This is a genomic window from Paraburkholderia sp. RAU6.4a (genome assembly GCF_050435625.1).
Taxonomy (GTDB): domain Bacteria; phylum Pseudomonadota; class Gammaproteobacteria; order Burkholderiales; family Burkholderiaceae; genus Paraburkholderia; species Paraburkholderia tuberum.
In genome coordinates this window covers 198,799-210,982 of sequence record NZ_JBNDKQ010000002.1, presented here as the reverse complement: position 1 = coordinate 210,982, position 12,184 = coordinate 198,799, and the positions used below count along the sequence as shown (strand labels likewise).

General features: G+C 64.7%; 10 protein-coding genes and 1 other RNA gene. 3 read left to right on the top strand and 8 right to left on the bottom strand.

Going from position 1 to position 12,184, the window contains the following annotated elements; genetic code table 11:
* Window positions 1–306: 306 nt before the first annotated feature.
* Window positions 307–1,281, top strand: coding sequence for an NADPH:quinone oxidoreductase family protein (locus OKW40_RS05755; protein ID WP_187610153.1), 975 nt, complete (start codon window positions 307–309; stop codon window positions 1,279–1,281).
* A 78-nt stretch (window positions 1,282–1,359) separates the two neighbouring features.
* On the opposite strand, the gene OKW40_RS05750 is transcribed toward OKW40_RS05755, so the two are convergent.
* The 8 genes from OKW40_RS05750 to ffs form a co-directional block, all read right to left on the bottom strand.
* Complete coding sequence (locus OKW40_RS05750) at window positions 1,360–2,184, bottom strand: ABC transporter permease (protein ID WP_090804632.1); 825 nt, start codon at window positions 2,182–2,184, stop codon at window positions 1,360–1,362.
* A 71-nt stretch (window positions 2,185–2,255) separates the two neighbouring features.
* On the bottom strand, window positions 2,256–3,068 hold the full coding sequence (locus OKW40_RS05745; protein WP_184064908.1) for an ABC transporter ATP-binding protein: 813 nt from the start codon (window positions 3,066–3,068) through the stop codon (window positions 2,256–2,258).
* A 127-nt stretch (window positions 3,069–3,195) separates the two neighbouring features.
* On the bottom strand, window positions 3,196–4,233 hold the full coding sequence (locus OKW40_RS05740; protein ID WP_429488672.1) for an ABC transporter substrate-binding protein: 1,038 nt from the start codon (window positions 4,231–4,233) through the stop codon (window positions 3,196–3,198).
* Window positions 4,234–4,395: 162 nt separating this feature from the next.
* Window positions 4,396–5,637 (bottom strand): CaiB/BaiF CoA transferase family protein, encoded by a 1,242-nt coding sequence (locus tag OKW40_RS05735; protein ID WP_090804628.1) that lies wholly within the window; start codon window positions 5,635–5,637, stop codon window positions 4,396–4,398.
* Window positions 5,638–5,745: 108 nt separating this feature from the next.
* Entirely contained in the window at window positions 5,746–6,342 is a 597-nt protein-coding gene (recR, locus tag OKW40_RS05730; RefSeq protein ID WP_018418135.1) for a recombination mediator RecR, read from the bottom strand.
* A 227-nt stretch (window positions 6,343–6,569) separates the two neighbouring features.
* The gene (locus tag OKW40_RS05725) at window positions 6,570–6,896 is read right to left on the bottom strand and encodes a YbaB/EbfC family nucleoid-associated protein (RefSeq protein WP_008923976.1); all 327 of its coding nucleotides are present in this window, start codon (window positions 6,894–6,896) and stop codon (window positions 6,570–6,572) included.
* Window positions 6,897–6,969: 73 nt separating this feature from the next.
* Window positions 6,970–9,513 (bottom strand): DNA polymerase III subunit gamma/tau, encoded by a 2,544-nt coding sequence (locus OKW40_RS05720; RefSeq protein WP_429488670.1) that lies wholly within the window; start codon window positions 9,511–9,513, stop codon window positions 6,970–6,972.
* 182 nt (window positions 9,514–9,695) lie between these two features.
* Window positions 9,696–9,794: signal recognition particle sRNA small type (ffs, locus tag OKW40_RS05715), an RNA gene on the bottom strand.
* Between the two features lie 497 nt (window positions 9,795–10,291).
* Here ffs and trxA point away from each other — a divergent pair.
* Window positions 10,292–10,618, top strand: coding sequence for a thioredoxin TrxA (gene trxA, locus OKW40_RS05710; RefSeq protein WP_013089343.1), 327 nt, complete (start codon window positions 10,292–10,294; stop codon window positions 10,616–10,618).
* Window positions 10,619–10,899: 281 nt separating this feature from the next.
* Window positions 10,900–12,168, top strand: coding sequence for a transcription termination factor Rho (rho, locus tag OKW40_RS05705; RefSeq protein ID WP_026225411.1), 1,269 nt, complete (start codon window positions 10,900–10,902; stop codon window positions 12,166–12,168).
* The last annotated feature ends 16 nt before the right edge of the window (window positions 12,169–12,184 follow it).

Here is a 12,184-nt window from a genome sequence, read left to right as displayed (position 1 = left end):
CATGGACGGCGTGTCTGCGTGGCGTGCACAAGCGTCGTGCGAGCCAGTATTTTCCAGGTGCGCGAATGCTTGTATCGAACGCAAAGATGCAGCTTCGCACTCAACGCGCGGCCGTGCGCGCTCGTCGATGAAATCGGATCCTGTGCGTGCTTCGCGCTGTGCAATGCAATACGGCTTGCGCGAGAAGCGCGCGCGACGCATCGAAAGCGCGCTGCAAGTTGTAACCCGCAGCGCAATAAATCGCACGGTCGTGCGCTTTGTTTTACACTCGAAAACGGTGCCAACCCTGAACGATACGGAGACACGATGCGCGCGATTCGCTGCAAGCAGTACGGGCCGCCCGAGAGCCTGGTCGTCGACAACCTGGCGGATCTCGAAGCGCCGCCTGGCCACGTCGTGATCGACGTGAAGGCCGCGGCCGTCAATTTTCCCGACGTGCTGATCATCGAGAACAAATACCAGTTCAAGCCGCCGCTGCCGTTCACGCCCGGTTCGGAAGCCGCGGGCATCGTGCGCGCGGTGGGCGAAGGCGTCACGCAGTTCAAACCCGGTTCGCGCGTGGCCGCGTTCACCGGCTCCGGCGGTTTTGCCGAGCAGGCGCTTGCGCCCGCCGCGGCCTGCGTGCCGCTCGACGATGACGTGTCGTTCGAACTCGCGGCCGCGTTCACGCTCGCGTATGGCACCTCGCATCACGCGGTGGTCGATCGCGGCGCGCTGCAGTCGGGCGAGACGATGCTCGTGCTCGGCGCGGCCGGCGGAGTCGGGCTGGCGGCGGTCGAAATCGGCAAGGCGCTCGGCGCGCGCGTGATCGCGGCGGCATCGAGCGACGAAAAGCTCGCGACCTGCGTGAAGCACGGCGCGGACGCGACGATCAACTACAACACCGAGGATCTGCGCGAGCGCATCAAGGCGCTCACCGATGGCAAAGGTCCGGACGTGATCTACGACCCGGTCGGCGGCGTGTATGCGGAGCCGGCGTTTCGCAGCATCGGCTGGAGGGGGCGTTATCTGGTGGTCGGCTTTGCGAATGGCGAGATTCCAAGGCTGCCGCTGAACCTGATGTTGCTCAAGGGCGCAAGCGTGGTCGGCGTGTTCTGGGGCGACTTCGCAAAGCGTGAGCCGCAGCGCAATCGCGCGGCATTCGAGCAGATGACCGGCTGGATTCGTGAAGGCAAGCTCAAGCCCTACGTGTCGGCCCGCTACTCGCTCGACGACACCGGCCGCGCGTTGCGCGACATGGCCGAGCGCCGCGTGATCGGCAAGGTGGTCATCACGCCGTAGCACGACCAATAAAGCAGCATCAAAAACGGCGCGGCGGCCGACTGCGATTTCGGCCGCCGGACCGCTTGCGATCCACGTTCACAGCTTCTCGGTATCCCCGGTGCGCGGCTGCCACTTCATCAAACGCCGCTCCGCGGTCCCGACGATCGCATCGAGAATCAGCGCGAACGCGGTCAACACCAGAATCCCCGCGAACACCGTGTTGATATCGAAGGTGCCCTCGGCCTGCAGGATCAGATAGCCGACGCCGCGCGCCGAGCCCAGATACTCGCCCACCACCGAGCCGACGAACGCAAGCCCCACCGACGTATGCAGGCTCGAAAACACCCAGCTCATCGCGCTCGGCAGATAGACGAAACGCAGCAGCTGTTTGCGGTTCGCGCCAAGCATGCGCGCGTTCGCGAGCACGACCGGGCTCACTTCCTTCACGCCCTGGTAGACGTTGAAGAACACGATGAAGAACACCAGCGTGACGCCGAGTGCGACCTTCGACCAGATGCCGAGACCGAACCACACGCCGAAGATCGGCGCGAGAATCACGCGCGGCATCGAGTTCGCGGCCTTCACGTACGGATCGAACAGCGCGCTCGCCGTCGGCGCGAGCGCGAGCCACAGGCCGACGCCGAGCCCGATCGTGGTGCCAAAGACGAACGCGAGCACGGTCTCGACGAGCGTGATCCACAGATGCAGATAGATCTCGCCGCCCGTGAACCATTCCCAGATCCGCTGCAGTACTTTCTGCGGCTCGCCAAAGAAAAACGCCGCCTTGTTCGGATCGTCGAAATAGAACGGCGGTATCAGCGTCGGGCTCGTCAGCACGTACCACAGCACGAAGCACAGCACGAGCAGCAGCCACTGCCAGATCACCAGATTCGCCCGGCTCGGGCGCAACGTCTTCCACATGACTTGGTTTGCCTTGGACGATTATTGAACACGTCTTCTTTTCGATGCGCAGGCGGGGATGCGCGGCACATTTAAACAGCGGTCAGTTGCTGCTGATAGCCCTTGAGCACCTCATCGCGCAGCACACCCCAGAGCTGCGCATGCAACTCGACGAAGCGCGGATGCGAACGGATTTCGGCGACATCGCGCGGCCGCGGCAGATCGATCCGGAACTCGCCGATCGGATGCGTCGCAGGCCCGGCCGACAGTACCACCACGCGGTCCGACATCGCGATCGCTTCGTCGAGATCGTGCGTAATGAACAGCACGGCCTTGCGCTTCGCGGCCCAGAGATCGAGCAGCTCGTTTTCCATCAGCTGCCGCGTTTGAATATCCAGCGCGGAAAACGGCTCGTCCATGAGGATGATGTCGGGGTCGAGGATCAGCGTCTGCGCCATCGCGACGCGCTTGCGCATGCCGCCCGACAGCTGATGCGGATAGCGGTCGCCGAAGCCGCCGAGGCCGACACGCTTCAACCACTCTTCGGCCTTCGCGCGCGCTTCCGAGGCCGGCACGCGGTGAAACGACAGGCCGGCCATCACGTTGTCGAGCGCCGAGCGCCACGGCATCAGCGCATCTGCCTGGAACATATAGCCCGCTCGGCGATTCAGGCCACTGAGCTGTTCGCCGAACACGCTGACGCCGCCCGCCGACGGCTGGAGCAGCCCCGCGCCGATGTTCAGCAGCGTGGACTTGCCGCAGCCAGTCGGCCCGACGACCGACACGAACTCGCCGGGCTCGATACGCAGCGTCGTGTCCTTAACTGCTGTGTAGCGCTGTGCGCGGTTGTCACGCGCGGCGAACGTGCAGGTGATGTTTTCGAGCGCCAGGGCAGCAACGGTCATCGTACGGCTCGCTTCGGGAATCGGGTTAGCGGGGAGTTGTCGCGGCGACGCTGGGGCGACGGCTGTGGACGCGGCGAATCGCCCTGTCCACGTCCCATTCGATGCGCCTGTGCGCGCGCCGCGTCGTTTATGCCTTGACGGTCGCGAGCGCCTTCTTCACGAAGTCGTTGGTCCACGTCTTCGACAGATCGATCTGCGCGTTCTGGATCACCGGATCGAACGCTTTCAGCGTCTTCAGCGACGTCGCGGGACCGTCGGCGGGCATCAGGCCGTCGGGCGACATCGCTTCGCGCACGTGCTGCCACGCGTCGAGATAGAGCGCGCGGTCGCCGAGCAGATAGCTCTCCGGCACCGTGTTGATCAGTTCGCTGCCGCTCGCGTTCTGCAGCCACTTGAGCGCGCGCACCATCGCATTGGTCAGCGCCTGCGTGGTGTTCGGGTTCTTCGTGATGAACGACTGCGACGCGTACAGACAGCCCGCCGGCATGTCGCCGCCGAACACGATGTGCGTATCGGTGAGCGTGCGGGTATCCGACACGACGCGCACGTCGCCGGCGCGCTCGAGGCGCGTGACGACCGGATCGAGATTGGCGATCGCGTCGATCTGCCCGGACTGCAGCGCGGCGATCGCGCCGGCACCGGCGCCCACGCCGATGAACGCGACGTCCTTCGGACTGAGCCCTGCTTTCGCGAGGACGAAGCTCGCCATGATCGACGTCGACGAACCCGGCGCGGTCACGCCGATCTTCTTGCCCTTCAGATCGGCGATCGACTTGTAGTTCGGCATCGTCTTCTTCGACACCGCCAGCGCGATCTGCGGCGCGCGGCCCTGCAGCACGAATTCGCGGAACATCTGCTTTTGCGCCTGCAACAGCAGCGTGTGTTCGAACGCGCCGGAGACCACGTCGGCGCTTCCGCCGACTGCCGCCTTCAACGCCTGCGAGCCGCCCGCGAAGTCGGAAATCTCGACTTCGAGCCCCTCGTCCCTGAAGTAGTTGCGGCGCTCGGCGATCGTCAGCGGCAGGTAGTAGAACAGGTTCTTGCCGCCGACCGCGATGGCGACCTTGGTGGTCTCGGGCTTGCCCTGCGCGAAAGCGAACGGCGTGGCAGCGAGCGAGGCGCCCGCGAGCGCCGCACCGCCGGCGAGGAAGGTTCTGCGTTGCATGGTCCGTTGTCTCCAGATTTTTTGTCGTCCGGCTTTTTGACCGCCCGTGTGCGCGTTGCGCAAGCGCTTGGCCACGGTGTGGGGCTGTGCCGGTCGCAAGGCGCGAATCGTGCGTCAGCGCCGCGCTTTACGCGCCTTTCTCTATGCGTTGCGCTGTGCGCATCAGACGATCTGTTGCGCCCGCAACCGCGCGATGCCGTCAGCATCATAACCTAGCGATTGCAGGACTTCATCGGTATGTTCACCCAGTTCTGGCCCCAGCCAGCGCGTCTCACCGGGCGTCGCCGACAGCTTCGGCGTAACCGTGGGCAGCGTGATTTCCTTGCCGTCCTGCCACTTGAACCGCTGGATCATCTGCCGCGCGATGAACTGCGGATCGGTGAACATATCGGCGACGCTGTAGATGCGGCCCACCGGCACGTCGGCCGCGTTCAGCACCGCGAGCGCTTCGTCGATCGTGCGCGTGGACAGCCACGCGCCGATCGCCGCGTCGATTTCCTGCGTGCGCAGCACGCGGCCATCGTTATGCGCGAGCGCCGGATCGTTGGCGAGATCGTCGCGTTCGATCGCGATCATCAGGCGCCTGAAGATCGGATCGCTATTGCCGCCGATCACGATGCTGCCGTCGCGGCACGGATACGTGTTCGACGGCACGATGCCCGGCAGAGACGCGCCGGTACGCTCGCGCACCATGCCGTAGACGCCGTATTCGGGCACCACGCTTTCCATCATGTTGAAGACGGCCTCGTACAGCGCGACGTCGACCACCTGCCCCTTGCCGCCGTTCATCTGCTTGTGATGCAGCGCCATCAGCGCGCCGATCACACCGTGCAGCGCGGCGATCGAATCGCCGATCGAAATGCCGATGCGCGGCGGCGGCAGATCCGGATAGCCGGTGATATGGCGCAGACCGCCCATCGACTCGGCGATCGCGCCGAAGCCGGGCCGGTCGCGATACGGGCCCGTCTGGCCGTAGCCCGACAGACGCACCATCACGAGGCCGGGGTTCTCGGCGGACAGCACGTCGTAGCCGAGCCCGAGCTTTTCGAGCAAACCGGGCCGAAAATTCTCGACGACGATATCGGCCTCTTTCGCGAGGCGCCGCACGATCTCCTTGCCCTCTTCGGCTTTCAGGTTGATCGTGACGGACTTCTTGTTGCGCGCCTGCACGGCCCACCACAGCGACGTACCGCCGACTTCCGGGTACAGCTTGCGCCATTTGCGCAGCGGGTCGCCGCCTTTGGGGTCTTCGATCTTGACGACGTCGGCGCCGAACTCGCCGAGAAAACGCGCGGCGAACGGCCCGGCGATCAGCGTGCCGAGTTCCAGCACCTTGACGCCGGCGAGCGGACCGCACGCGTCATGCGGCGCGGCGCTCGCGCCTGATTCGGGGGTGGCGCTCATGAGTCTCCTTGGTTCTGCATCGTTGTGTACCCGGTCTGTCTGGTTTGCAACGACTTGCGACGATGCGTGCCTGGACGGATATGGCGGCGGCCAACGAAAGCCGCGCGGCTACATCGAACGACGGTCGAGCATCGCGCGCGCGATCGTGCCCGCGTCGACATACTCGAGCTCGCCGCCCACCGGCACGCCGCGCGCGAGACGCGTCACGGCAAGGCCGCGCGCCTTCAGCGTCTGTCCGAGGTAATGCGCGGTGGCCTCACCCTCGTTGGTGAAATTGGTGGCCAGCACGACTTCCTTGACGACGCCATCCGACGCGCGCTTCACGAGCCGGTCGAAATGGATTTCCTTCGGGCCGATGCCGTCGAGCGGACTCAACCGCCCCATCAGCACGAAATAGAGGCCGCGATAGGTCATCGTCTGTTCGAGCATGATCTGGTCGGCCGGCGTTTCGACGACGCACAGCAGCGACGGATCGCGCTCCTCGTCGAGGCAGACCTCGCAGATCTGCGCTTCGGTAAATGTGTTGCACTTTTCGCAGTGACGCAGATGCTCGGTCGCGAACAACAGCGAGCGCCCGAGCTTTTCGGCGCCTTCGCGATCGTGCTGCATCAGGTGATACGCCATGCGCTGCGCGGACTTCGGCCCGACACCGGGCAGCGCGCGCAGCGCTTCGACGAGCGCCGACAGGGCGGAAGGTTGTTTCATGCGGATCGGCGTCGACGTGGGTGGTGCTCGGGTGGGCGAATTGGGATGCGGGGGTGTTGCTCGAACCGGGCCGCGCTTTCACGCCGTGACGACGCTTTCACGCGCGGCTGCAGGTTCGATGTTTCCAGCCTGCGCGCGGCGCGCGGCGGCGAGCGTCTGGGTTCGCACCGCGGCAATGAACCGCCGCGGCGCTCACCCGCTTCAGCCCGTTCTCAATCAGAACAGGTTCAGAACGGCAGCTTGAAACCCGGCGGCAGCGGCAGGCCGGCGGTCATGCCGCCCATCTTTTCCTGCGCGGTCGCCTCGGCCTTGCGCACGGCGTCGTTGAACGCGGCGGCGACGAGATCTTCCAGCATGTCCTTGTCGTCGGCGAGCAGGCTCGGGTCGATCGACACGCGGCGCACGTCGTTCTTGCAGGTCATCGTCACCTTGACGAGACCGGCACCCGACTGCCCCTCGACTTCGATCTGCGCGAGTTGCTCCTGCATCTTCTTCATGTTTTCCTGCATCTGCTGGGCTTGCTTCATCAGCCCGGCGAGTTGGCCTTTCATCATGGACGTGCTCCTTCTAGATAGCGTGGAATCTGGCATTCCGGCGCCGCGCTGCGACGACGCCGCGAACGATGGATCAGTGGGCCGGCGACGCGCCGTTCGGGGCGGCGTCCGGGGTAATCGGGCGGATCGAGCCCGGCACGATGCTCGCACCGAACTCGCGAATCAGCGACTGCACGAACGGATCGGCGCTGATCTCGCGCTCGGCTTCCTGCTGGCGCTGCGCGCGCAGCTTCGCGTCGTGAGCGGCGGCGGTACGGCGCGCCGGGCCGACTTCGACCTGCACGTCGACGTTCTGGCCGAGCCGCTCGACGAGCGCTGCCTTCAGTTTAGCGACCTGCGACGCTTCTGCGTATTGCGGCACCGGCACGTTGAGCTTCAGCGTGCTGCCGTCGAGCGCCATGAGTTCGCTGTTGAACGCAAGCTGATACGAGATGCCCTTCAGCGGCAGATCGACGGCGAGCGCCGGCCAGTCGCCGGTGAAACCTAGCGGATCGAGCGGCACGGCAGGCGGCAGCGGGCGCGTATCGGCGACCGGCGCCGGCGCGGCGGCCTGCGCGGCCGCGCCGTCCATGCGGACGTCGTCGGGGCCGCGGTCGAACACCGGCACGAAGTCGTCGTCTGGCGGAATGAAGTACGCGTCGTCCGCGGCCGACAACGGCAGGTAGTCGTCGGGCGGCATGTCGTCCCATGGCGAGATCGACGGGCTGTTCTGCTGCGCATTGCTGCTCGCGCCGCTGTTTGCGTCGCGAGCGGGTGCAGCCTGCGCGGCGGTGTCCTGCGACACGCGGCGTGACGCACCGGGCGTCGGCGCCGGCACGACCACACGCGGCGCGGCCGGCTTCGGTGTGGCGGGTGCGGCCGGTTTCGCGGACACGTCCGTGTTAGCACGGCCACGGTCGGACGATACTTTCATGCCGGCGTTGCGCAGCACGTCGAGCGCGGCGCTGGCGCCGCCCGCGCGGCGCGGCGCGGAGTCGGCTGCGGCCGCCGGTGCCGCCGTTGAAGCGGGCGCCGCCAATTCCGGCCGCGCTTCCGGTTCCGGTGACGTGGCCTCTTCCGCGCGACCAGGCGCGGCAGTTGCAAGCGCGCTCGGTGCGGACGAAGGTGCGATGTCGGAAACTTCGTTCGAGACCGGCGCGCTTGAGTTGTCGATCGTGGCGACGGCCTTCGCGGGCGCGTCTTCCCACGGCGCCAGCGGGGCTGCCGTAATGGCAGGCGCTTCTGTCACGCGGGCGACTTCGGCGTTGGGCGATTGCGGTGCTTCTTCAGATTGCGCGGAGTCGGCTGCGGGCTTCGCGATCGGCTTTGCAGTCGGCGCGGTCGATTTCATCGCGTCGCCCTGCTCCTCGCCGGCAACGCCTACCTGAGGTCCACGAACGGGCGCAGCAGCTGCCATGGCCGTCGCGGACGACGGTGACAGCGCGCGCAGCGCGGCAACCGTCGGTGCACCCGAGCGCTGCGCACCGGCGCCGGCGCCGCCCGCACCGCTCTGCGTGCCAGCGGCTCCCGCCGCTCCGCCACCGCCGCCTGTCGGCGCCGGCTCGAACGCGAGCATGCGCAGCAGCGTCATCGTGAAGCCCGCGTATTCGTCGGGCGCGAGGCCCAGTTCGCTTCGGCCGATCGTGGCGATCTGATAGAACAGTTGCACCTGCTCGGCGCTCAACGCGTCGGCGAAACGGCGCAAGTCGGCCGCCTCCGGCCATTCGTCGAGCACCGACGAAGGCGCGAACTGCGTCCACGCGATCCGATGCAGCAGGCTCGCCAGGTCTTGCAGCGCCGTCGAGAACGACAGGCTGCGCAAGGCCATCTCGTCGGCGACCGCCAGCACCGCCGCGCCGTCGCCCTGCGCGAGCGCGTCGAGCAGGCGGATCAGATAGCTTTGGTCGAGCGCGCCGAGCATGCCGCGCACCGCGTCTTCACTGACCTGGTTCGCCGAATAGGCGATCGCCTGATCGGTCAGCGATAGCGCGTCGCGCATCGAACCGTCGGCCGCGCGCGCGAGCAGGCGCAACGCCTGCGCCTCGTGAGGCACGCTCTCTTCGCCGAGAATGCGTTCGAGATGCGACACGATATGGCCGGCCGGCATCTGCTTCAGATTGAACTGCAGACAGCGCGACAGCACGGTGACCGGAATCTTCTGCGGGTCGGTGGTCGCGAGGATGAACTTGACGTGCGGCGGCGGCTCTTCGAGCGTCTTCAGCATCGCGTTGAACGCGTGGTTCGTCAGCATGTGCACTTCGTCGATCATGTAGACCTTGAAGCGCGCATCGACGGGCGCGTACACCGCGCGCTCGAGCAGCGCGGCCATTTCATCGACGCCACGATTACTCGCCGCGTCCATTTCGACGTAATCGACAAAGCGCCCTTCGTCGATCTCGCGACACGCACGGCATACGCCGCACGGCGTCGACGTCACGCCGGTCTCGCAATTGAGCGCCTTCGCGAAGATGCGCGACAGCGTGGTCTTGCCGACGCCGCGCGTACCTGTAAACAAATAGGCATGGTGCAGACGGCCGCCGTCGAGCGCATGGGTGAGCGCGCGCACCACGTGCTCCTGTCCGACGAGCGAAGCGAAATCCTTCGGCCGCCATTTGCGTGCGAGAACTTGATAGGTCATCCGGAAATTGTATCAGTAACAATGGCGCGCAAAACCGATTCGGGAAGACGCGTGAAATGCGCGAAACGGCCACGACGACGCTCCATCCGAAGACGGCGAACGATCAATACAAAAGCTGGGAATGACTGAGGACAGACTGCGCAGAAGCCGTGAAAACGGTCGCGGAGAAAAAAGCAAGGAAAGGTGACGAGCCCGACCCTCGGCACTGGTGGAAAACGGCTGTGGCTGCTTCGTTCCCGACCTGACCAGGTTGACCATCCCTCCATGCGAGGAGGCCCGTCACGAAGGATTCTATCATTGCCGCGCGCATTGTGCGACTGTTGGCATGAGCAAAACGCGAACGACGCTCCGCTTCGAACGGCTTCGCGCGGTTTGCGGCCGCTTTCTGCACGCCGCCAGACGCCCTCCCGGCCACCGCGGCGACGCCCGCCACGCGCGGCACTTGAGTTCGCCGCGCGCGACTCCATTTAGATTGCAACGCGGCCGCCGTGAGCCGCAGAAACCGGCCGACGCTGCGGCGGCGGCCTATTAGCCCCACTGCCTTGATGAGTACTATCGCCATCGGCAACGCATAGCGAATTAAGCTACACTGCCAGTTGAAAGACCCGCATACGCGACTCTTTCCGTGCATTGCGTGAAAATCCGGCGGTTTTTCTGATTTTCACAGGCATGCGCGGCGAGGCTCCGGATGCGGCAAAGCGAACAGAAGTTTTCCCAGTTTTTGACGTATCGTGGCGAGCAATTCAGGCGGGCCTCGAACCGACAGAGGTATTCATAAATGAGCGAACAAATCAAGCATATTAGCGACGCATCGTTCGAACAGGACGTCGTGAAATCCGATAAACCCGTGCTGCTCGATTTCTGGGCCGAATGGTGCGGTCCGTGCAAGATGATCGCGCCGATCCTCGACGAGGTCGCGAAGGACTACGCCGATCGCCTGCAAGTCGCGAAGATCAATGTCGACGAGCATCAGTCCACGCCGGTCAAGTTTGGCGTGCGCGGCATCCCCACATTGATCCTGTTCAAGAACGGCGCCGTTGCCGCTCAGAAGGTCGGAGCTCTGTCGAAGTCGCAACTCACCGCGTTCCTCGACGGCAACCTGTAAAGCAAGCAGTACGCCGCGGCGCTCGCGGGTCCATCGCGCGCCGCAGGCAGTTGGAGAATCGGGCGCATCGGGTGAGCAAACCACCGCGCCCGCCGGTCAAGCGTGTTGTCAGCTGGCAACACGCTTTGCAACAAAGATGCCACGCTGCCGCACTGGCTTAAATTGGCGTGTGCTATGCTAGAATCCACAAAACGTCGAAAAGACGTGTAAGTCTTTGAGCGGTTCCGCTCACCCTCCTCCCAGATTTCATTTCGTCGCACCTTCTCCTGCGGGTTCTCCGTATGCATTTATCCGAGCTTAAGACTCTGCACGTGTCCCAATTGATCGAGATGGCCAATGGCCTCGAGATCGAAAGCGCGAACCGCCTGCGCAAGCAGGAATTGATGTTCGCCATTCTAAAAAAACGAGCCAAAGCGGGCGACACGATCTTCGGCGACGGCACCCTCGAAGTGCTGCCGGACGGTTTCGGCTTCCTGCGTTCGCCGGAAACCTCCTACCTCGCCAGCACGGATGACATCTACATCAGCCCGTCGCAAATCCGCCGCTTCAATCTGCATACGGGCGACACGATCGAAGGCGAAGTGCGCACGCCGAAAGACGGCGAACGCTATTTCGCGCTGGTGAAGGTGGACAAGGTCAACGGCCAGCCGCCGGAGGCCTCGAAGCACAAGATCATGTTCGAAAACCTGACGCCGCTGCACCCGAACAAGGTGCTGCTGCTCGAACGTGAAATGCGTGGCGAAGAGAATGTGACCGGCCGCATCATCGACATGATCGCGCCGATCGGCAAGGGCCAGCGCGGCCTGCTCGTCGCGTCGCCGAAGTCGGGCAAGACCGTGATGCTTCAGCACATCGCGCACGCGATCAAGCAGAACCATCCCGACGTCGTGCTGTTCGTGCTGCTGATCGACGAGCGTCCGGAGGAAGTGACGGAAATGCAGCGTTCGGTGGCCGGCGAAGTGATCGCCTCAACGTTCGACGAACCCGCCGCGCGTCACGTGCAGGTCGCCGAAATGGTGATCGAGAAGGCCAAGCGCCTCGTCGAAATGAAGAACGACGTCGTGATTCTGCTCGACTCGATCACGCGTCTCGCGCGCGCTTACAACACGGTGGTACCGGCCTCGGGCAAGGTGCTGACGGGTGGTGTCGACGCGAACGCGCTGCAGCGCCCGAAGCGGTTCTTCGGCGCGGCGCGCAACATCGAGGAAGGCGGATCGCTGACCATCATCGGCACGGCGCTGATCGAAACCGGCAGCCGCATGGATGATGTGATCTACGAAGAGTTCAAGGGCACCGGCAACATGGAAGTGCACCTCGAACGCCGTCTCGCCGAGAAGCGCGTCTACCCGTCAATCAACCTGAACAAGTCGGGCACGCGCCGCGAAGAGCTGCTGATCAAGCCCGAAGCGCTGCAGAAGATCTGGGTACTGCGCAAGTTCATTCACGACATGGACGAAGTCGAGTCGATGGAATTCCTGCTCGACAAGATCCGCCAGACGAAGAGCAATTCCGAGTTCTTCGACATGATGCGTCGTGGCGGCGGCAGCTAACGCGCGACGTTCGTGC

Excerpts from the sequence above, each read along its gene's own strand:
- OKW40_RS05755 (WP_187610153.1), top strand. The coding sequence starts at position 307 with ATGCGCGCGATTCGCTGCAAGCAGTACGGGCCGCCCGAGAGCCTGGTC.
- OKW40_RS05750 (WP_090804632.1), bottom strand. The coding sequence starts at position 2,184 with ATGTGGAAGACGTTGCGCCCGAGCCGGGCGAATCTGGTGATCTGGCAG.
- OKW40_RS05745 (WP_184064908.1), bottom strand. The coding sequence starts at position 3,068 with ATGACCGTTGCTGCCCTGGCGCTCGAAAACATCACCTGCACGTTCGCC.
- OKW40_RS05740 (WP_429488672.1), bottom strand. The coding sequence starts at position 4,233 with ATGCAACGCAGAACCTTCCTCGCCGGCGGTGCGGCGCTCGCGGGCGCC.
- OKW40_RS05735 (WP_090804628.1), bottom strand. The coding sequence starts at position 5,637 with ATGAGCGCCACCCCCGAATCAGGCGCGAGCGCCGCGCCGCATGACGCG.
- recR (WP_018418135.1), bottom strand. The coding sequence starts at position 6,342 with ATGAAACAACCTTCCGCCCTGTCGGCGCTCGTCGAAGCGCTGCGCGCG.
- OKW40_RS05725 (WP_008923976.1), bottom strand. The coding sequence starts at position 6,896 with ATGATGAAAGGCCAACTCGCCGGGCTGATGAAGCAAGCCCAGCAGATG.
- OKW40_RS05720 (WP_429488670.1), bottom strand. The coding sequence starts at position 9,513 with ATGACCTATCAAGTTCTCGCACGCAAATGGCGGCCGAAGGATTTCGCT.
- trxA (WP_013089343.1), top strand. The coding sequence starts at position 10,292 with ATGAGCGAACAAATCAAGCATATTAGCGACGCATCGTTCGAACAGGAC.
- rho (WP_026225411.1), top strand. The coding sequence starts at position 10,900 with ATGCATTTATCCGAGCTTAAGACTCTGCACGTGTCCCAATTGATCGAG.